We start from the raw sequence: 20,406 nt of genomic DNA, 5'->3' as shown, positions 1-20,406 counted from the left end.
GAGGTGGCGCTCGGGGTACGGGGCGCGATGGTGCCCGGTGTGCGGCGCACGGCGGCGTCCGAGCCCGATGGGCGAGTCCCTGACGGGCGAGTAGGAGTGGGGTCCGGTGTGCGGGGCGCTGTGGCGTCGGGGGTGCTCGGTGGGCGAGGCGCGGAGGCGTTGGGGTGAGCGGCGTCGTGGGGGACGGGCGGGCGGTTGCCCCGGGGGTGTTGTGCCCTGGTCATGACCTTGTTCATGGGGGGATCCCGTTCGGTGGGCCCGGGATGTACCGGGCAGTAACTTGCTGCTGGGGATCTTGTACGGGTCCGGACGGGGCGGCGGCAAGGAAGCGGGGGCGTGGCGCGGGGGGCCGGGAAGTTCACCTATCAGGGTGATCGCGGTGGGCGGAAGCCCGTGGTGGTGGGGGTGGGCCGGGTGAGTTCCGGGGCGTGGAGTGGACGTCTGGGAGGGAGTGGGCAGGGACTCGAAAGGGGACGCCCGCACGTATCCTGAAGGCCCTCCGGGAGGCGTCCGCCGATCTCCCAGGGGCCTGAAGCGGAGTCCTCGACCACGAAAGCGGCAGCCATGCGCGTCTACGTCCCCCTGACCCTTCCCGGTCTCGCCGAGGCGTACAAGACGGGTGAGCTGGGGGCCGCGCCGCTCGTCGCGTACGCCGTCACGCCGGCGCTGCGCGAGTGGTACGTCTCCGACGACCTGGAGGAGCTCGAGTACGCGGCACTGAACCGGGCCGCACTGGCCTCGCTGCGGCTGCTCGCCGCGGACCCGGCTGCGGCCCGGCGTCGTGTCGTCGTCGCCGTCGACGTACCCGACCGCGCTGCCACCTCCGACCCCGACCGGGCGCTCGACCCTGCCGCGCTCGGCGAGGTGCGGGTCGCCGGGGCCGTGTCGCTGGCGAAGGCGGCCGCCGTGCACCTGGACGCGGGCGACGCGGAAGCGGACGTCGCCGCGGCGGCGCGGGCGTTGGACGCGGCGGACGGCGGTGACGACGACGCACAGTTCGTCGTGGACGGAGCCGAGGACCACGAGCTGCTCTGGTACGCGACGCAGGAGATCCCGAACCTGGTGGGACTGGGGGACTGAAGCCCGGCGGTCGTGGGCTGAGCTGAGCGGTCGTGGGGGGTGAGCCCGGCGGTCGTGGGCTGAGCCGAGCGGTCGTGGGGGGTGAGCCCGGCGGTCTTTCGAGATCGAACCCGGCAATCGTGGAGGCCGCGCCCGGTGGTCGGGGGTTGAGCTGAGCGGTCCTGGAGGTTGAGCCTGGCGGTCGTGAGGGCCGATGCCGGCGGTCGGGGTTGAGCTGGGCGGTCGTAGAAGCTGAGCCCAGCCGTCGTGGAGGTCGAGCCCCGCCTACCGCGAAGGCCGAGCCCGCCAGTCATGGAGGCCGGGCCCCGCCGGGTGTCGATGCCGGGCCTCGCCAGTCATGGAGGCCGGCCCCCGCCGGGTGTCGACGTCGGGTCCCTCGGCGTGCTCCGCTGTGCCCCGGGGGATGCGCCCCGGTGAACCCCGGGTGTCGCAGCTCGCATCCGCACCGTGACGCGGGTCCTCTTGATTGTCAGTGGTGGCGGGTACGTTTTTGCGCATGGGGAAGCACGGAGCCGCACACATTGTCTGGGACTGGAACGGGACGCTGTTCCACGACAACGAGGCGATCATCGGCGCGACGAACGCCGCGTTCGCCGAGCTGGGCATCGAGCCCATCACGCTGGAGCAGTACCGCGCGCTGTACTGCGTGCCGGTGCCGAAGTTCTATGAGCGGCTGATCGGGCGGCTGCCGACCGATGCCGAGTGGGAGGTCATGGACGACACCTTTCACCGGTACTACGCCGAGCATCGGGTGGCGTGCGCGCTCACCACCGGCGCGGTGGAGCTGCTCACGGGGTGGCGGTCGGCCGGCCGGAGTCAGTCGATCCTCAGCATGTACGTGCACGACGAGCTCGTCCCGCTGGTGCGGGGGTTCGGGATCGAGCAGCACTTCATACGGGTCGACGGACGGACAGGGCCCTCCGGGGGCAGCAAGGCCGAGCACATGGTGCGCCACCTCGGATCCCTCAGGGGGGTGGAGGCGAGACGCACGGTGGTGATCGGGGACGCCGCCGACGACGCGGTCGCCGCACGCCACGCAGGGGCGCAGGCCGTGCTGTACACCGGGGGCTCGCACAGCCGGGCCAGTCTCGAAGGGGTGGGCGCGCCCGTCGTGGACACACTGGAGGAGGCCGTGGCGGAGGCCGAGCGACTGGCGGCGTGAGCACCGGCGGCGCGAGGCACGCCGCCGCACCCCATGGCGCGGGCCCGAAGCCGCCGCGCCATGGAGCGCGGGAGGCGCGTCGGATCAGTTCACCGGCGCCTTCACCCGTAGCACCTTCAGGAACTCGCGCATCCAGCCGGGATGGTCCGGCCAGGCGCGGGAGGAGACGAGGGTGCCGTCGACGACCGCCTCGGCGTCCTGGAAGGTGGCGCCGGCGGTCTGCATGTCGAGTTCGAGCGCGGGGTACGCCGTGACGCGGCGCCCGCTGAGGCTGTCGATCGCGGCGGTGAGGAGGGGACCGTGGCAGATCTGGGCGACCGGTTTGTCCGCGTCGAAGAACGACTTGAGGATCTTGCGGAGCTCGGGATCGTTGCGGAGGTACTCGGGGGCGCGACCCCCGGGGACGACGACGGCCACGTACTGACCGGGATCCACCTCGGAGAAGGCGAGGTCGGCGGGCCAGGTGTAGCCGGGTTTCTCGGTGTAGGTGTCGAAGCCGGGTTCGAAGTCGTGGACGACGAACTGGAGCTTCTTGCGGGCGGGGGCTGCGATGTGGACGTCGTAGCCTTCTTCGCGGAGGCGCTGGTAGGGGTACAGGACTTCCAGGGATTCCGCCGCGTCGCCGGTGACGATGAGGATTTTCGCTGTCATGTCGGTGCGCTCCCCTCAGGACCGTGGCTTCCTGGCAACGTGCCTCTCGGGGGCGACCCTGCCAAGAGTCCCGGTCACTTTCAGGGTGCCCCGGCGCGGACACCGGCGTCGAGTTTTCACACCCCCTGCACGAGGGCACCGGCCCCGTCCCTGTGCAGAACGTCAAACTTCCCCACCTGGTTTTGTACACATACGGCTCATGACGGGGCCCCCGGAAGGAGCGATAGCCTTGGTGGCGTGATCAGCGCGATAGCTCGCGGGGGCGCTGCTGCCCCTGCCCTGCGCCCGGTGAGCACGGATCATCTCCGTGACCGGGTGGCGGTCGCTGGTCGTCGCGGGCGGGACGGGGCCTCGAGAGCTCCCAGGACGCCGAGCACCCCTGGGGACGATGCGTCGCAGAGAGCAGCGTCACACCCGTGGGGCAGCTCAAAAATGGCTCATATCTCCCCGCTCATCTCCCCTTGCGGCATAGCGTCGAAGCAGACCGGACACCCCGAGTCGCGGCGGTACGTCGGAAGGGCGGAGACCGTACTTCCTTCTACGTCACGCAACGGCGCGCGACAGGAGCCAGAGGACAATGCAGACCAAGCTGGACGAAGCCAAGGCCGAGTTGCTGGAGAGGGCTGCTCGGGTCGCTGAGAACAGCCCGGTCGGGGGGCACCTTCCCACCGGGACCACGAGCGAGGGCACCCCGGACCGGGACAGTGTGCTCGCGTTCCTCCAGCGTTACTACCTGCACACCGCCCCGGAGGACTTGGGCGACCGCGACCCGGTCGACATCTTCGGAGCCGCTTTCTCGCACTACCGGCTGGCCGAGAACCGCCCACAGGGCACCGCCAACGTCCGGGTCCACACCCCGACCGTCGAGGAGAACGGCTGGACGTGCAGCCACTCCGTCGTCGAGGTCGTCACCGACGACATGCCCTTCCTCGTGGACTCCGTGACGAACGAGCTGACCCGCCAGGGCCGCGGCATCCACGTCGTCATCCACCCGCAGATCGTCGTCCGCCGCGACGTCACCGGCAGGCTCATCGAGGTGCTCGGCGCATCTCGTGAGGAGGACCTCCCGCACGACGCGCACATCGAGTCCTGGATCCACGTAGAGATCGACCGGGAGACCGACCGCGGCGACCTCAAGCAGATCACCGCCGATCTGCTGCGCGTCCTGTCCGACGTCCGGGAGGCCGTCGAGGACTGGGACAAGATGCGGGACGCGGCGCTGCGCATGGCCGACGAACTGCCCAAGGAGCCCGTCGCCTCCGACCTGCGCGAGCTGGACATCGAGGAGGCCCGCGAGCTGCTGCGCTGGCTGGCCGCCGACCACTTCACCTTCCTCGGCTACCGCGAGTACAAGCTGCGAGACGACGACTCCCTCGCCGCTGTGCCCGGCACCGGCCTCGGCATCCTGCGCTCCGACCCGCACCACTCCGGCGACGAGAGCCACCCGGTCAGCCCGTCCTTCGAGCGGCTGCCCGCGGACGCCCGCGCCAAGGCCCGTGAGCACAATCTGCTCGTCCTGACCAAGGCGAACAGCCGCGCCACCGTGCACCGGCCGTCGTACCTGGACTACATCGGCGTCAAGAAGTTCGACGAGCAGGGCAACGTCGTCGGTGAGCGCCGCTTCCTCGGCCTGTTCTCCTCCGCCGCCTACACCGAGTCCGTCCGCCGGGTCCCGGTGATCCGCCGCAAGGTCGACGAGGTGCTGGAGCGCGCCGGGTTCTCGCCCAACAGCCATGACGGGCGTGACCTGCTGCAGATCCTGGAGACGTACCCGCGCGACGAGCTCTTCCAGACCCCGGTCGACGAGCTGCAGGCCATCGTCACCTCCGTGCTCTACCTCCAGGAGCGCCGGCGCCTCAGGCTCTACCTCCGCCAGGACGAGTACGGGCGCTACTACTCCGCCCTCGTCTACCTCCCCCGCGACCGCTACACCACCGGTGTCCGGCTGCGGATCATCGACATCCTCAAGGAGGAACTCGGCGGTACCAGCGTCGACTTCACCGCCTGGAACACCGAGTCGATCCTCTCCCGGCTGCACTTCGTCGTCCGTGTCCCGCAGGGCACCGAGCTGGAGCAGCTCAGCGACGCCGACAAGGACCGCATCGAGGCACGGCTCGTCGAGGCCGCCCGCTCCTGGAGCGACGGGTTCTCGGACGCGCTGAACGCCGAACTCGGCGAGGAGCGCGCCGCCGAACTGCTGCGCCGTTACAGCAACGCCTTCCCCGAGGGCTACAAGGCCGACCACTCCCCGCGTGCGGCCGTCGCCGACCTGTGCAACCTGGAACGGCTCAGCGAGGAGGAGGGCAACGACTTCGCCCTCAGCCTGTACGAGCCGGTGGGCGCCGGACCCGACGAGCGCCGCTTCAAGATCTACCGCAAGGGCGAATCGGTCTCCCTCTCCGCCGTGCTGCCGGTCCTCAACCGGCTCGGCGTCGAGGTGATGGACGAGCGGCCCTACGAGCTGCGCTGCTCGGACCGCAGCGTCGCCTGGATCTACGACTTCGGTCTGCGCATCCCCAGGGCGCTGGCCGGCGGCAACGGCGACTACCTCGGCGACGACGGCCGTGAGCGGTTCCAGGAGGCCTTCGCCGCCACCTGGACCGGCAAGGCGGAGAACGACGGCTTCAACGCCCTCGTGCTGGGCGCCGGGCTGACCTGGCGGCAGGCGATGGTGCTGCGGGCGTACGCGAAGTACCTGCGTCAGGCGGGCTCGACGTTCAGCCAGGACTACATGGAGGACACCCTCCGCACCAACGTCCACACCACCCGACTCCTGGTCTCCCTCTTCGAGGCGCGGATGTCCCCGGAGCGCCAGCGCGCCGGGATGGAGATCGTCGACGCGCTCCTGGAGGAGCTGGACGCCGCCCTCGACCAGGTGGCGAGCCTCGACGAGGACAGGATCCTGCGGTCCTTCCTCACCGTGATCAAGGCGACGCTGCGCACGAACTTCTTCCAGGAGGCGGCGGGCGGGAAGCCGCACGCGTACGTCTCCATGAAGTTCGACCCGCAGGCCATCCCGGACCTGCCGGCCCCACGCCCGGCGTTCGAGATCTGGGTGTACTCGCCGCGCGTCGAGGGCGTGCACCTCAGGTTCGGGAAGGTCGCGCGCGGTGGTCTGCGCTGGTCCGACCGGCGTGAGGACTTCCGCACCGAGATCCTCGGCCTGGTGAAGGCGCAGATGGTGAAGAACACCGTCATCGTGCCCGTCGGCGCCAAGGGCGGCTTCGTCGCCAAGCAGCTGCCGGACCCGAGCGTGGACCGGGACGCCTGGCTGGCCGAGGGCATCGCCAGCTACAAGACGTTCATCTCGGCCCTGCTCGACCTCACCGACAACATGGTCGCCGGTGAGGTCGTCCCGCCGCCGGACGTCGTCCGGCACGACGAGGACGACACCTACCTGGTGGTCGCGGCCGACAAGGGCACGGCGACGTTCTCCGACATCGCCAACGAGGTCGCCGAGTCGTACAACTTCTGGCTCGGGGACGCCTTCGCCTCCGGCGGCTCGGCCGGCTACGACCACAAGGGCATGGGCATCACCGCCCGCGGCGCCTGGGAGTCCGTCAAGCGGCACTTCCGCGAGCTGGGCGTGAACACGCAGGCCGAGGACTTCACGGTCGTCGGCATCGGCGACATGTCCGGTGACGTCTTCGGCAACGGCATGCTGCTCTCCGAGCACATCCGCCTGGTCGCCGCCTTCGACCACCGGCACATCTTCATCGACCCGCACCCGGTCGCGGACACCTCCTATGCCGAGCGCCGCCGCCTGTTCGACCTGCCCCGCTCCAGCTGGGCCGACTACAACACCGAACTGCTGTCGGCCGGCGGTGGAATCTTCCCCCGAACGGCGAAGTCGATCCCCGTCAACGCGCACGTCCGCGAGGCCCTCGGCATCGAGGAGCGCGTCACCAAGATGACGCCGGCCGACCTGATGAAGGCCATCCTCAAGGCGCCGGTGGACCTGCTGTGGAACGGCGGCATCGGTACGTACGTCAAGGCGTCCACCGAGACCCACGCCGACGTCGGCGACAAGGCCAACGACCCGATCCGCGTCGACGGCGCAGACCTGCGGGTCAAGGTCGTCGGCGAGGGCGGCAACCTGGGGCTCACCCAGCTCGGCCGGATCGAGTTCGCGTTGCGCGGCGGCAGGATCAACACGGACGCCATCGACAACAGCGCGGGCGTGGACACCTCCGACCACGAGGTGAACATCAAGATCCTGACCAACGGCCTGGTCGCGGACGGCGACATGACCGTCAAGCAGCGCAACAAGCTGCTCGCCGAGATGACCGACGAGGTCGGCGCGCTGGTCCTGCGCAACAACTACGCGCAGAACACGGCGATCGCCAACGCCCTCGCCCAGTCCAAGGACATGCTCCACGCCCAGCAGCGCTTCATCCGCCACCTGGTGCGGGAGGGCCACCTCGACCGGGCCCTGGAGTTCCTTCCCACCGACCGCCAGATCCGCGAGCGCCTCAGCCAGGGCCAGGGCCTGACCAGTCCGGAGACGGCCGTCCTGCTGGCGTACACGAAGATCACGGTCGCCGAGGAGCTGCTGCACACCTCGCTGCCCGACGACCCCTACCTGCGCGGTCTGCTGCACTGCTACTTCCCGACCGCGCTGCGCGAACAGTTCGCCGACCGCGTCGACGGCCACCCGCTGCACCGTGAGATCACCACGACCGTCCTGGTCAACGACACGGTCAACACGGGCGGTACGACGTACCTGCACCGCCTGCGTGAGGAGACCGGTGCCTCCCTGGAGGAAATCGTCCGGGCGCAGACCGCGGCCCGCGCGATCTTCCGCTCCGCCGAGGTCTGGGACGCGGTCGAGACGCTCGACAACCAGGTCGACGCCGACGTCCAGACCCGCATCCGCCTGCACTCGCGCCGTCTGGTGGAGCGCGGCACGCGCTGGCTGCTCAACAACCGGCCGCAGCCGCTGCAGCTCGCCGAGACCGTCGGCTTCTTCGCCGAGCGCGTCGAGCAGGTGTGGTCGCAGCTGCCGAAGCTGCTGCGCGGCGCCGACCAGGAGTGGTGGCAGAAGATCCACGACGAGCTGACGGGCGCCGGCGTTCCGGACGAGCTGGCCACCCGCGTGGCCGGGTTCTCCTCCGCCTTCCCGGCGCTCGACATCGTGTCGGTGGCCGACCGTATGGGCCGGGAGCCGCTGGACGTCGCCGAGGTCTACTACGACCTCGCCGACCGGCTGCACATCACCCAGCTCATGGACCGCATCATCGAGCTGCCCCGCGCCGACCGCTGGCAGTCCATGGCCCGCGCCTCCATCCGCGAGGACCTTTACGCGGCGCATGCGTCGCTGACGGCGGAGGTCCTGGCCGTCGGTAACGGCACGTCCACTCCCGAGCAGCGCTTCACGGCGTGGCAGGAGAAGAACGCGGCGCTCCTTGGCCGGGCGCGTACGACTCTGGACGAGATCCAGAGCTCCGACTCGTTCGACCTGGCCAACCTGTCGGTGGCGATGCGGACGATGCGGACGTTGCTGCGGTCGCATTCGTAGGGGTACGACGGTGTGGGCGCCCCGGGCCTTGAGGCTCGGGGCGCCCTGCTGTTGGGCGGTCTGCCTGCGGTGAGGCATTTCGGGCTGAAGCGGGTCATTCCGATAAGGTGACCGCGTGACTCCGAGCGGGATGCGCGCCATGGTGCCCAGGGCGGCCGTCGCCCTCGTTCTCGTTCTGTTGCTGCTGGTCGTCGTCCGGCTTCCCTGGGCCGGTGACCTCGGCATGCACGCGGCGACCGTCGAACGGCTGCGGCACAGTCTCACCGACCCCGGCAATCCGCTGGTCGACGCGGACACGCCGAGCCCGTACTACTCGCCGTGGACGCTGCTGCTCGGCTGCCTCGCGCGCGTGACGGGGTTCTCGGCGTTCGTGGTGTTGCGGGTGGGGGCGCTCGTCGGGTTGGGGCTGCTGGTGACGGGGGTGTGGCGCTACGTCCGGACGCTGAGCGCGCATCGTGCGGCGCCCGCGCTCGCGCTGCTGTGCGTGGTGTTCCTGTGGGGGACGGAGCTGTTCAACTGGAGCGGTTTCCTGGGGCTGAACTCCCTGGCGCTGACGGTGTCGTACCCGAGTGTGCTGGCGCTGGGCCTCGCTTTTCACTTCTGGGCGTGGCTGGGTGGGGTGGTGGGGCGTGCGGAGGGGGAGCGCGGGTGGGGGGTGTGGTGTGGGTTGGGGGTGCTGTGGGCGGTGATTCTGCTGTGCCACCAGTTCTCCGGGGTCGTCGCCTCGGTGGGGGCGCTGGCCACGGTGGTCGCGGCGCGGGCCGGGCGGGTGGTGTGGGGGCGGTTGGGGGTGGGGTTGCTGGTGGGGGTTGTGGTGCTGTGGGTGTGGCCGTACTACGACTTCTTCGCGTTGTTCGGGGCGGGGGGCGGGCTGGAGTCGCTGCACCGGGTGCTGTACGAGGACCTGGTCGGGAGGTTCGGGCTGGCGGTGGTCGGGGTGGTGGCGCTCGGGGTGCGGTGGTGGCGGGAGCGGTGGGATCCGTTGGTGCTGTTCTTTGCGATGGGACTGGTGGTGGTGGGGGCGGGGTGGGTGAGTGGGCACTACGCGTGGGGGCGGGCGTTGCCGGCGGTGTTGATTCCGGCGCAGGTCGCTGCGGCGCTGGAGGTGGTGGGGGTGGCGGCAGGCGTGGGGCGGCGGGGTGTGCGGGTGGGGTGGGCGTGCGTGGTCGCCGGGGCGTTGGCTGTGGGGGTGTGGACGCAGGTGGGGACGGTCGGTTACGTGGTGGGGCGGGGGTGGTTGCCGGGGGTGGTCGCGGCGAAGTACCGGGAGCCGTGGGCGGGGTATCACTGGATCACGCCGTGGGTGCGGTACGGGGATGTGGTGATGGCGCGGGCCGGGCGGGTGGCTCGGCAGATTCCGGCGTACGGGGCGTACACCGTGGCGCCCGGGTATCCCGACTTCTTTCTGCCGGATGAGGGGAGGAGGGCGGCGGCGGTGCGGAGGTACTTCGCGGTGGGGGTGTCGGCGGGGGAGCGGGGGGAGATCGTGCGGGCGTATGGGGTGCGGTGGGTTGTGGATCGGGGGACGGGGGTGGGGAGGGGGGATCCGGGGCTGCGGGTGGTGGCTCGGGGGCCGGGTGGGCAGGTGCTGTACGCGGTGGTGCGGTGAGGTGTCTCACCCGGGCCGAGAGGTGCCGTTACCTCAGCAGGCTCGACACCAACCGCACCGCGCGTCGCACCTTGGGTCGGGCCGCCCTGCGTACCACCGGGCGGATCAGGGCCGTCATGCCGATGGGCTGCCAGTGGATCTGGAGGCGGCCGGGGCCTCGGGGTTCTGGTTCGACGGTGAGTCGGTGGGGGGCCGCGCCGTTGCGGTAGTCGACGCGGGTGGTGAAGGGGGGGAAGGTCAGGGGGGCCAGGAGGAGGGCTGTGTGGGACAGGCCCTGGTGGTGGATGCGTACGACGGGGTGGCGGGTGCCGTGGAAGCCGTGCAGGGGCAAGGGGGCCGCTGCCAGGTCGAGGTGGACGTGGCCCTCGAAGAGGCCGGGGTGGACCGGCGAGAGGCAGAAGGGGACGGTGAGGCGGCGTCGGCCGGGCGAGAGGAGGAGGGACGCGCGCTGCGGGCCCACGGGGAGGCGCAGGGCGGGGTCGTAGGTGCGGATGGTGAGGTCGACCGAGGCGCCCGGGCCGCGCGTGATGTCGGTGATCTCGTGGCGGAAGCGGGTCCGTGGGAAGGGGCAGGTGTACAGAGCCAGGTCGGACAGGTCGAGCTCGCGGCGGGACCAGTCGGACTCCGGGACGCGGTCGCCCCAGTAGACGTGGCCCTCGGCGTCCGTCGTGATCTGCCTCGGGGCCGCGCCGTGGGCGATACCGCGGGCCGCCAGGCGGGCCTCGGACAGACGGTTGTCGCGGACCAGTTGGAGGACCACGCGTTCCGCGCGCGGCAGGCGGGCGTACGCGCCCGGAGCGAGTGTCGCCAGATACGGGGTCACGATCTCCGCGAACGCGGCCAGCCACTCCTCGTCCCGGTGCGGCAGGTCCCCCGCGTACATGCGGAAGTCGTGCTTGAGGAACTTGTAGTCCTTGTCCTCCCGCAGCGACTCGTGCCCGCTCTCGGCGAGGAAGGCGTCGATGAGCCGCTGCACGTGGACGCGGTCGCGGACGTTCGTCAGCTTGTGGCGCGAGTTGGAGATGGACGCCGCGTCGGAGGCCGCGTACGGCGTGGTGTACCAGCGGTACACCGGCTCCGGGACGATCGTGAACGACTTCGCCAGGCAGTACGCCCGTGCCGTGAACAACTGGTCCTCGTAGTGGATGTCCTCGGGGAAACGCAGGTCGTGGCGGTCCAGGAAGGCACGCGTGTACATCTTGCTCGTCGCCAGGTGCTCGAAGAGCAGGCGGGGATCGGCCTCGATGCCGTCCAGGGTGCGGCGCTCGGCGACCAGGCGCGGCATCCACGTCGAACGGTTGCCGGTGTCCTCGCGCACGCGCTGCACCGCGCCCATCGCGAAGTCGATCTCCCGCTCGCGGTGGGCGGCCAGCAGTAACTCCACCGCGCTGTCCGTCAGTTCGTCGTCGCTGTCGAGGAACATCAGGTACGGCGCCCGGGCGGACTCCAGCGCGCGGTTGCGCGGGGCGCCGCAGCCGCCGCTGTTGTGCGGCAGGCGGAGGTGGCGGATACGGGGGTCCTGGGCCGCCAACCGCCGTGCCACCAGCGGGGTGTCGTCGGTCGAATGGTCGTCGCTGATGATGATCTCGATGTCGCGGTGCGTCTGCCGGCGCACGGAGGCGACGGCCCTGGGCAGGCGCTCGGCGTCGTTGTAGACGATCACCGTGACCGTCACGTCGGGAGTCGTGCCGCGGGTGCTCATGCGTTGCTCGCCTCCTCCGCCGCCTGCGGGCTGGGTGCCGGGGTGCGCTCGTCGAGGGGGAGTACCGGGGGCAGCGACTCCTCGGGTGCGCCGAGGAAGACCCGGCGCACGACACGTTCTGCGGCGCGTCCGTCGTCGTACTCGCAGAAGCGCCGCCGGAACGCCGCCCGCGCCTTGCCCGCGCTCTCGTCCCGCCAGGCGCCGGAGGTGAGGATCTCCGTCAGCTCCTCCTGAGTGCGGGCCACCTGGCCCGGCGGCTCGGCCGGGAGGTCGAAGTAGACACCGCGGGTGGTGGCGTACGTCTCCCAGTCGTCGGCGTAGATGACGATCGGGCGGTCGAGGTTGGCGTAGTCGAACATGATGGACGAGTAGTCCGTGATCAGCGCGTCCGCGGCGAGGGCGAGTTCCTCGATGGGGGTGTACGACGACACGTCGACGACGCGGCCGGTGCGGCGCAGGCCGGCGAGGGGGGAGGCGGTGCCGCCGTAGAAGTAGTGGCCGCGCACGAGGAGGACCGTGTCCTCGCCCAGGCGGTCGGCGAGTTCGGCGAGGTCGAGGCGTGGGGTCCAGCCGGCCTCGTAGTCGCGGTGGGTGGGCGCGTAGAGGAGGGCACGGCGGCCCGGGGGGATGCCCAGGCGGGCGCGGACCGCGAGGACGTCGGCGGCGGTCGCGGTGTAGTAGGCGTCGTTGCGCGGATAACCGTGGTCGAGGGAGACGAACCGGGACGGGTAGGCGCGCTCCCACATGCGGGTGGAGTGGCTGTTGGCGGAGACGCTGTAGTCCCACTTGTCGATCCGCGCCAGCAGGGCGTCGAAGTCCAGGCCCTGCGCGGCGGCCGGGAAGTGCATCTGGTCCAGGCCCATGCGCTTGAGCGGGGTGCCGTGGTGGGTCTGGACATGGACGGCGTCCGGGCGTTTCACCACGGAGTTGGCGAAGTTGACGTTGTTGACCAGGTACTTCGCCGTGGCGAGAACCTCCCAGTAGCGGCGCGTGCCCGGGACGACGTGGTCCGTGCCCGGCGGCAGGAGTGCCGCGTTCTCCCGTGTCACCACCCACACCGGGTGGATCCACGGGGCCAGTTCGGTGAGCTTGTCGGCGATCGCGGCCGGGTTGCAGGCGACTCCGCGGTTCCAGTAGGCGGCGAAGACCGCCAGGTGCGGGTTGACCGGGCGGTCGAGGGCCTTGCGGTACTGGTGGGCGCGGACCTTCGCGCCGACCTTCCGTTTGCGGGTCCGTACGGCGGCCCGGGCGGCGCGGCGGGTGCGGTTGGCGGCCTGGAAGGCCCGGTACCTGCTGTAGGCGCCCTCTTCGAGCAGCGAGCGGCGTACGCCCTCCAGGCCGGCCGGGCGGCGGTGGTTCGCCGGGCGATGGCGCAGGGCCGCCACGGACGACCGGCGGAAGAACTCCCGTGCCACAGTCTCGGGCAGCGGTGTGCGGGCGAAGGTGCGCAGGCAGTCCTGGACCATCACGTCGTAGAGGACGCCGTGGGCGGCGGGGCGGTCATTGGCCAGAGGAAGAAGCGTCTCGTAGCGGTCGATGAGGGCGTAGTGGTCCTCGGGGGCGGCCGGGGGGAGGCTCTCGGGGCGCAGTCGGCGGTGTTCGTGGGCGACCTGGTCGAGGCAGCCGATCCGGTCGGCGCGCAGGAGGACGGCGTGGGCGGCGAACGCCTCGTCCTCCGTGGTGAGTTCCTCCTGGTGGGCCCGCCAGAACTCGGCGCGTACGGCCCGGTTGCCGAGGAGCGGGGTCAGGCGGAGCAGGTGCGGGGCGTCGGCGAGGGTGACGTCGGTGCGGCCCGCGCGGGCGAGGAGACGGCCGTCGGGTGAGGGCGCCGCGGTGGTCTCCCAGGTGGAGCGGACGTGGTCGAACAGCAGGACGTCCACGGTGTCCGGGAGTTCCGCGGCGCGTTCGGCGACGGCGTGCGGGGCGCCCGCGGGCAGTCCGTCCTTGGCGTGGACGAAGTGCAGCCAGCGGCCGGTCGCGCGCGCGGCCCCCGCCGCCCGGGACTCGGCTGCGGTCGTGCCGTCCGGCAGGGGCAGCACCAGCATCTCGGGGGTGTGCCGCTGCGCGGTCTCCCGCGCCCAGTCGCCGACCGCGGCCACGATCACCTCGACGCCCGGGAGGGGCTGGGCGGCCAGCGAGTCGAGCAGGCCGGTCAGATGCCCCTGGGTGTTGGGTCCGTGGACGATGACGCTGAGCTCGGGCATCGCGGGGGACTCCTTCGCCTCGTGGCCGCCGGGGCATCCATGGGGGTGCGATCTTTCGGATGCACCCTTTGACATGGTGACATGGTGGCATCAAGGGGGCGAAAGGGATAAGTGCGGTTGGGCCGGTTGGGCCGTTTGTCGCCTTATGTCACCTTTCAGGCTTTCATGCAGCCTTCGGTGCCTTGTCCGTGGCCCCCGTGAACGCCTCGTACTCCTGCAGGACGTCCTCCGTCGGCCCGTCCATGCGCAGCTCGCCGCGCTCCAGCCACAGGACGCGGTCGCAGGTGTCGCGGATCGACTTGTTGTTGTGGCTGACGAGGAACACCGTGCCCGCGTGCTTGCGCAGCTCGCGGATGCGTTCCTCCGAGCGCTTCTGGAAGGAGCGGTCGCCGGTGGCCAGGGCCTCGTCGATGAGGAGGACGTCGTGGTCCTTGGCGGCGGCGATGGAGAAGCGCAGGCGGGCGGCCATGCCGGAGGAGTACGTCCGCATGGGCAGCGTGATGAAGTCGCCCTTCTCGTTGATGCCCGAGAAGTCGACGATCTCCTGGTAGCGGTCCTTGACCTGCTCACGGGACATGCCCATCGCGAGGCCGCCGAGGTGGACGTTGCGCTCGCCGGTCAGGTCGCTCATCAGGGCGGCGTTCACACCGAGGAGGGAGGGCTGGCCGTCGGTGTAGATCCTGCCGTTCTCCACGGGGAGCAGCCCGGCGACCGCCTTCAGCAGGGTCGACTTGCCGGAGCCGTTGGTGCCGATCAGGCCGATCGCCTCGCCCTTGTACGCGACGAAGGAGACCTTCTTGACGGCGTGCACCTTGCGTACGCCCGCTGCCTTCTCGGCCTGCTTGCGGCGCAGCATGCGGTTGAGGGCGGCGGTCGCGGAGCCGCGCCCCGCGCCGGTGCCGTTGACCCGGTAGACGATGTCGACGCCGTCCACGACGACGGTGGGGACGGTGGAGCTTGCGATCTCAGCCACGGCCGTACGTCTCCTCAGCCTTCCAGAAGTAGATGAAGCCGCCGACGCCGGCGAGCAGCGCCCAGCCGGTCGCGACCGGCCACACGTGGGGCGGCAGCTGGCTCGCGTGGAAGCTGTCGATCAGCGAGAAGCGCATCAGGTCGATGTAGACGGCGGCCGGGTTGGCCGACAGCAGGACCGACACCACGTGCGGCAGGTGGTCCTTGGCGGTCAGCTTGTCGATGCTCCACATGACACCCGACACGTACATCCAGGTGCGCAGGACGAACGGCATCAGCTGGGCGATGTCGGGGGTCTTCGCACCCCAGCGGGCCATGATCATCGAGACGCCCGCGTTGAAGGTGAACTGCAGCACCAGGGTGGGCAGCGCCAGCACCCAGGACACGCCCACCGGCACGCCGAAGCAGAGCAGGATGACGATCAGGGCGGCCATCGAGAACAGCAGCTGCTGGAGCTGCTGGAGGCAGAACGAGATCGGCAGCGCCGCCCGCGGGAAGTGCAGGGCCCGGACCAGGCCCAGGTTGCCGGAGATCGCCCGGGTGCCCGCCATGATCGAGCTCTGCGTGAACGTCCAGATGAACACGCCCGTCACCAGGAACGGGATGTAGTCCGGCACCCCGTGCTTGGTGCCCAGCAGTACACCGAAGATGAAGTAGTACACGGCCGCGTTCAGCAGGGGGGTCATCACCTGCCAGACCTGGCCCAGCTTCGCCTGGCTGTACTGGGCGGTGAGCTTGGCGGTGGCGAACGCGCCGATGAAGTGGCGCCTGGCCCACAGCTGGCGGACGTACTCGCGCAGGGAGGGGCGGGCGCCGCTGACCGACAGGCCGTGACGGACGGCCAGGGCCGAGAGGTCGTCGGCCGGGGGCGGTGTCAGGGGCGGTGTGTCGAGGACCTGGCTCACATCCGCTGCTTTCGCTCGGGGGAGGGGTGCGGGGGCGGTCGCCCGGCGTTTTCTTACGCTTCTCTTGACGTTTTCTTACGTCGGGACGGGACCGTATCGTCGCAACGTGAGCGTAGGCCGATCGGGCGTCGGAACGCAACCGTTTCGTCGTGACGTGCACCACGATGGGACGGGCCCGTATCGTCGCAACGCCCTATGCTGGTCCGCATGACGACGAACGCCGACGAGCCCCAGACGCGTCCCCGCCGCCGGGCCCCCGCCGGAGCGGCCGTCCTGCGCGAGGACGTGACGGAAGCCATCCGCGCGGCTGTCTTCGAGGAGCTCGCGGCCGTCGGCTACGCGCGCATGTCCATCGAGGGCATCGCCCGCCGCGCCGGCGTCGGCAAGACCGCGGTGTACCGGCGCTGGCGCTCCAAGCTGCACCTCGTCCTCGACATCGTCTCGGCGCTCGCCGTGCAGGGACTGCCCGCGCCCGACACGGGCTCGCTGGAGGGCGACCTGCGGCTGCTGTACGAGGTGACGTCACGTGCGCTGCGTCATCCGGTGGCGTCGCAGATCCTCCCCGACCTCCAGGCCGAGGCGGCCCGCAACCCCGAGATCCACGAGGCCGTGCAGAAGGCTTTGCGGGAGGGGCAGGACGGTGTCGCGAGCAGCATCGTGGTGGCGGCGGAACAGCGTGGCGAGGTCCGCGCGGGCCTCGACCGGGAGCTGGCCCTCGACCTGATCTCGGGGCCGCTCTACTGGCGGTCGGTGGTGATCCGCAGCCCGAAGCTGCCGAAGGAGTACCTGGGCGCGCTGGCGCGGGCGACGGCGGGGGCGATCAAGGCGCTGTGAGCCACGAGCCGTGCTCGGGACGCTTTCCGCAGAGGCTCAGGTGCGGTGCTGCACGTTCGAGGCGCTGTGACACGGTGGGGCGCGACCGCCGCGTGGCGGACGGGCGCCGGGCTCCGCGGGGGCCGTCGGGAACGAGGCGGAGGCGCGGCGTGCGCAGGGTGACCGGAGTCGAGGCGGCGGCGTCGCGGTCAGCAAGCACATCGGCACCGTCTTCCTGCACCTCGGACTGCCGCCCAGCGACAGCGGGCACCGGAGGGTGCTCGCCGGGCCGGCGTACCTCGACAACGCGTAGGCAGAGCTTCAGCGCCCTGACCTCCTCGCGGCGGTGCCGGCTGATCAGCTTGGCGGCGATGCCGTGCAGCCAGGGGCGGACACCGGCCCTGTCGGCGTCGTAGCGGCGCGGATGCGGAAGGCCGTCAGGAAGGTCTCCGCGGTGACGTCGTCGGCCGCGTCACGGCCGAGCCTGCGGGTGACGTACCGGTGGATGGGGGGTGCGTGGCGGTCGAAGAGCGCGGCGAAGCACTCGGGCTCCTTCAGCGACGCCGCGACCAGTGCGGTGTCCGCCGCCACGGGGTCGGCGCCGGTGGTGCCGGGCCCATGGGTGGGCGGCCGGCTCGGCGAATCAGTCATGGACGGTCCGTGTGGTCGGGGTCGGGGGACGGCATTCACCTGTACTTGCCACCTGACGGCGAACCGGTTCACGCCCGGCCCGGGCCCACCTCAGCCGTCCAGCTGCCCCGCCAGATCAACGAGCTCCGCCACCCCCAACACCCGCCCACCGAAACCGGGCAGCGGCACGTGCAGGGGTTCGGTCCAGCGCGGCGGTACGGCATCGATGCCGTGTACGGCACCGGCGAGCGCGCCGGTGACGGCGGCGACGGTGTCGGTGTCGCCGCCGAGGTCGATGGCCGCGCGGACGGCGTCCTCGTAGGTGGACGTGGTGCGCACGGCCCAGACGGCGGAGCCGAGGCAGGGCCAGACGGCGCCGTTGAACTCCGTCGCCAGGTCGGGATGCCAATCGGAGGCGAGGACGACGGCGTACCGCTCCCGGTGGTCGGGGTGGACCTCGGCCAGCGTGTCCCGGACGGCGGTCAGCGGGTCGCCGCCGTCCAGGGCGATGCGCACCAGCTCCTGGAGGACCGCCGTGCCCTCCCAGGCCGCCCGGTCCCCGTGCGTCAGCGCGGCGATACGGCGGGCCGCGTCCATCGTGGCGTCCCGCCCCTGGCGGGCGAAGTGCACGGCGGAGGTGGCGGCACGCATCAACGACCCGTTGCCCGCGGCCCGTCCGCTGGTCTGGTAGTGCAGGGCCGCGGCCATGTCCCAGGGGTCGCCGCTGGTCAGTACGGCCTCTGTCTGGAGGCCTATGTCCTTCGGGCCGGCGGTTGCCCAGCGCTGGAAGCGGTGGAACAGGTCCGGTGGCCGGAGGGTGCCGCACTCCAGCAGGGACTCGCCGACGAGCACCGCCATCTGCGTGTCGTCCGTCGCCTCACCCGGGTCCCAGCCGCCACCCCCGCACATCTCGTCGCCTTGGCCGGGGTGCGGGAAGCGGGCCGAGAAGGCGCCCTCGGGGCCGAACTCGAAGGGTGCGCCCAGGGCGTCGCCCACGGCGGAGCCGATGACAGTGCCGATGGCGCGGGAGAGGCGGGACGGGTCGGTCATCCCGGCAGCCTACGAAAGGGTGCTACGACCGTGCCGCCTCCGGATGCAGCCGTACCCAGCCCTCCCACGCGGAGGAAATCATGTCCTCGACGTCGTGCTTGGCCTTCCAGCCGAGGTCGGAGGTGATGCGGTCGGCGGAGGCGACCACGCGGGCCGGGTCGCCGGGGCGGCGCGAGGTGATCGTCGGAGGACGGTCGTAGCCGGTGATCGCGTTGATGAGGTCGATCATCTCGCGGACGGACACGCCCTCCCCGCGGCCGATGTTGAGGGTGAGGTCGTGGCCGGGGGAGGTCCGTAGGGCGCGGGCGGCGGCCACGTGGGCCTCGGCCAGGTCGACGACGTGGATGTAGTCGCGGACGCACGTGCCGTCCGGGGTCGGGTAGTCGTCGCCGAAGACGCGCGGGGGAGTGCTCCGGGTCAGCCGCTCGAAGACCATGGGGATGAGGTTGAAGACGCCCACGTCGGCCAGCTCCGGCGTCGCCGCGCCCGCCACGTTGAAGTAGCGCAGGCAGGCCGTGGACAGGCCGGTGGCCCGCCCGGTCGCCCGTACCAGCCACTCACCGGCCAGCTTGGTCTCGCCGTACGGCGACATCGGCTCGCAGGGCGTCTCCTCCGTCACGAGGTCCACGTCCGGCATGCCGTACACCGCCGCGGACGAGGAGAACACGAAGGACGGGACCCGGGCCGCCGTGACCGCGTCCAGGATGACGCGCAGGCCCTCCACGTTCTCCCGGTAGTAGTGCAGGGGCCGCTCCACCGACTCCCCGACCTGCTTCTTGGCCGCCAGATGGACGACGCCGGTGACGGCGTGCGCGGCGAGGGCACGGGCCACCCGTTCCCCGTCCAGCGTCGAGCCCACCACCAGCGGCACGCCCTTCGGCACCCGCTCGGCGACCCCCGTCGACAGGTCGTCGTACGCCACCGCCCGCTCGCCCGCCTCGGTCATCGCGCGGACGACATGCGCCCCGATGTATCCGGCGCCGCCGGTGATGAGCCAGGTCATGTGCGGCCGTCCCCTCGTCAATTCGCCCGTGAATGTGCGGGTTCGGTCACCAGTGAAGCAGGCGTGGAGGCGCCTCGTGGGCACCTACGAGCAGCCCGGCGTCTCCTCGAGGGCCGCCGAGTCCAGGGCCCCCGTGAGCTGGTCGAGCCGCTCGCGCAGTTCGCGGATCTCGTCGAACCCGAAGCCGGTCGCGGCCACGATGCGGCGCGGTACCTGGAGCGCGCGGTCACGCAGGGCGGCGCCCTCCTCGGTCAGCCGCACCTCCACGGAGCGCTCGTCTCGGACGCTGCGTTCGCGGCGTACGAGGCCGGCCGCCTCCAGGCGCTTGAGCAGCGGGGAGAGCGTGCCGGAGTCGAGGCGCAGATGTTCGCCGAGCTTCTTGACGGGGAGCTCGTCCTGCTCCCAGAGGACCAGCATCACGAGGTACTGCGGGTAGGTCAGCCCGAGGTCCTTGAGGATCACTCGGTAGACACCGTTGAAGGCGCGCGAGGCGGCGTGCAGGGAGAAGCAGATCTGGCGGTCGAGTCGGAGCCAGTTCTCCTCGGCGGTGGGTGTCGGTGTCGTCGGTGTCATGCCTCCAGGATAGCCCGAGTGGGCCATTTGGTTGTGCCCAATTGAATTGTGTGCTCTACTTGTCGTCGTGCGGCGGCCGGACCGGGCCGCCGGAACGGACCTGAGAGGGATGGTTTTCCATGGACGCGCTCTACACCGCTGTCGCCACCGCCACCCACGGCCGTGAGGGCCGTGCCGTTTCCTCCGACGGCAAGATCGACCTCGCGCTGGCCATGCCGGTGGAGCTCGGCGGCAACGGGCAGGGCACCAACCCGGAGCAGCTGTTCGCCGCCGGTTACGCCGCCTGTTTCGGCAGCGCCCTCGGCCTCGTCGGCCGCCAGGCCAAGGTCGACGTCAGCGAGGCCGCCGTCACCGCCGAGGTCGGCATAGGCAAGCAGGGCGAGGGCTTCGGCCTCAAGGTCACCCTCCGCGTCGAGCTGCCCGACACCCTGGACGAGGAGACGGGCCGCAAGCTCGTCGAGCAGGCCCACCAGGTCTGCCCCTACTCCAACGCGACCCGGGGCAACATCGAGGTCGACCTCGTCGTCGAGTAGT

15 protein-coding genes and 1 pseudogene are annotated in these 20,406 nt (G+C 71.0%); 7 read left to right on the top strand and 9 right to left on the bottom strand.

Features of this window, described 5'->3' with window-relative positions; translation table 11 throughout:
- The first annotated feature begins 564 nt into the window (after window positions 1-564).
- Window positions 565-1,080, top strand: a complete 516-nt coding sequence (locus AC067M_RS28680; protein WP_478699923.1) for a DUF6912 family protein — start codon at window positions 565-567, stop codon at window positions 1,078-1,080.
- Window positions 1,081-1,576: 496 nt separating this feature from the next.
- Entirely contained in the window at window positions 1,577-2,242 is a 666-nt protein-coding gene (locus AC067M_RS28675) for an HAD family hydrolase (RefSeq protein WP_478699922.1), read from the top strand.
- Window positions 2,243-2,326: 84 nt separating this feature from the next.
- Here AC067M_RS28675 and AC067M_RS28670 read toward each other — a convergent pair whose 3' ends face one another.
- Window positions 2,327-2,893, bottom strand: coding sequence for a DJ-1/PfpI family protein (locus tag AC067M_RS28670; protein WP_478699921.1), 567 nt, complete (start codon window positions 2,891-2,893; stop codon window positions 2,327-2,329).
- A 577-nt stretch (window positions 2,894-3,470) separates the two neighbouring features.
- Here AC067M_RS28670 and AC067M_RS28665 point away from each other — a divergent pair.
- The gene (locus AC067M_RS28665; protein ID WP_478699920.1) at window positions 3,471-8,411 is read left to right on the top strand and encodes an NAD-glutamate dehydrogenase; all 4,941 of its coding nucleotides are present in this window, start codon (window positions 3,471-3,473) and stop codon (window positions 8,409-8,411) included.
- Window positions 8,412-8,541: 130 nt separating this feature from the next.
- The gene (locus AC067M_RS28660; protein WP_478699947.1) at window positions 8,542-10,020 is read left to right on the top strand and encodes a hypothetical protein; all 1,479 of its coding nucleotides are present in this window, start codon (window positions 8,542-8,544) and stop codon (window positions 10,018-10,020) included.
- A 28-nt stretch (window positions 10,021-10,048) separates the two neighbouring features.
- Here AC067M_RS28660 and AC067M_RS28655 read toward each other — a convergent pair whose 3' ends face one another.
- From AC067M_RS28655 to AC067M_RS28640, 4 genes are all read right to left on the bottom strand, one after another.
- On the bottom strand, window positions 10,049-11,722 hold the full coding sequence (locus tag AC067M_RS28655; protein WP_478699919.1) for a glycosyltransferase family 2 protein: 1,674 nt from the start codon (window positions 11,720-11,722) through the stop codon (window positions 10,049-10,051).
- Window positions 11,719-13,926, bottom strand: a complete 2,208-nt coding sequence (locus tag AC067M_RS28650) for a CDP-glycerol glycerophosphotransferase family protein (RefSeq protein WP_478699918.1) — start codon at window positions 13,924-13,926, stop codon at window positions 11,719-11,721. Before AC067M_RS28650 ends, AC067M_RS28655 begins: the two co-directional genes overlap by 4 nt.
- A 163-nt stretch (window positions 13,927-14,089) precedes the next feature.
- Window positions 14,090-14,899, bottom strand: a complete 810-nt coding sequence (locus AC067M_RS28645; protein ID WP_478699917.1) for an ABC transporter ATP-binding protein — start codon at window positions 14,897-14,899, stop codon at window positions 14,090-14,092.
- Window positions 14,892-15,803 (bottom strand): ABC transporter permease, encoded by a 912-nt coding sequence (locus AC067M_RS28640; protein ID WP_478699916.1) that lies wholly within the window; start codon window positions 15,801-15,803, stop codon window positions 14,892-14,894. Before AC067M_RS28640 ends, AC067M_RS28645 begins: the two co-directional genes overlap by 8 nt.
- A 207-nt stretch (window positions 15,804-16,010) precedes the next feature.
- Between AC067M_RS28640 and AC067M_RS28635 the strand changes: the two genes are divergently transcribed.
- Together AC067M_RS28635 and AC067M_RS28630 are read left to right on the top strand one after the other, a co-directional pair.
- Window positions 16,011-16,637 carry a TetR/AcrR family transcriptional regulator gene (locus tag AC067M_RS28635; RefSeq protein ID WP_478699915.1) on the top strand — a complete coding sequence of 209 codons (627 nt, stop codon included), beginning with the start codon at window positions 16,011-16,013 and terminating at the stop codon, window positions 16,635-16,637.
- Between the two features lie 184 nt (window positions 16,638-16,821).
- A pseudogene (locus AC067M_RS28630) lies at window positions 16,822-16,929 on the top strand (DNA-binding response regulator); the annotation flags it as partial.
- A 44-nt stretch (window positions 16,930-16,973) separates the two neighbouring features.
- On the opposite strand, the gene AC067M_RS28625 reads toward AC067M_RS28630, so the two are convergent.
- The 4 genes from AC067M_RS28625 to AC067M_RS28610 form a co-directional block, all read right to left on the bottom strand.
- On the bottom strand, window positions 16,974-17,267 hold the full coding sequence (locus tag AC067M_RS28625) for an RNA polymerase sigma factor (RefSeq protein ID WP_478699914.1): 294 nt from the start codon (window positions 17,265-17,267) through the stop codon (window positions 16,974-16,976).
- A 90-nt stretch (window positions 17,268-17,357) separates the two neighbouring features.
- Complete coding sequence (locus tag AC067M_RS28620) at window positions 17,358-18,296, bottom strand: ADP-ribosylglycohydrolase family protein (RefSeq protein ID WP_478699913.1); 939 nt, start codon at window positions 18,294-18,296, stop codon at window positions 17,358-17,360.
- 22 nt (window positions 18,297-18,318) lie between these two features.
- Window positions 18,319-19,299 (bottom strand): UDP-glucose 4-epimerase GalE, encoded by a 981-nt coding sequence (galE, locus tag AC067M_RS28615; RefSeq protein WP_478699912.1) that lies wholly within the window; start codon window positions 19,297-19,299, stop codon window positions 18,319-18,321.
- 84 nt (window positions 19,300-19,383) lie between these two features.
- Window positions 19,384-19,872, bottom strand: coding sequence for a MarR family winged helix-turn-helix transcriptional regulator (locus AC067M_RS28610; protein WP_478699911.1), 489 nt, complete (start codon window positions 19,870-19,872; stop codon window positions 19,384-19,386).
- Window positions 19,873-19,991: 119 nt separating this feature from the next.
- Between AC067M_RS28610 and AC067M_RS28605 the strand changes: the two genes are divergently transcribed.
- Window positions 19,992-20,405: an organic hydroperoxide resistance protein gene (locus AC067M_RS28605; protein WP_478699910.1), complete on the top strand. Its 414-nt coding sequence runs from the start codon at window positions 19,992-19,994 to the stop codon at window positions 20,403-20,405.
- Window position 20,406 lies beyond the last annotated feature (1 nt).

The organism is Streptomyces sp. NPDC043427, from assembly GCF_056436655.1.
The sequence above is the reverse complement of the archived record's forward strand: the minus strand, read 5'-3'. Positions and strand labels throughout refer to the sequence as shown.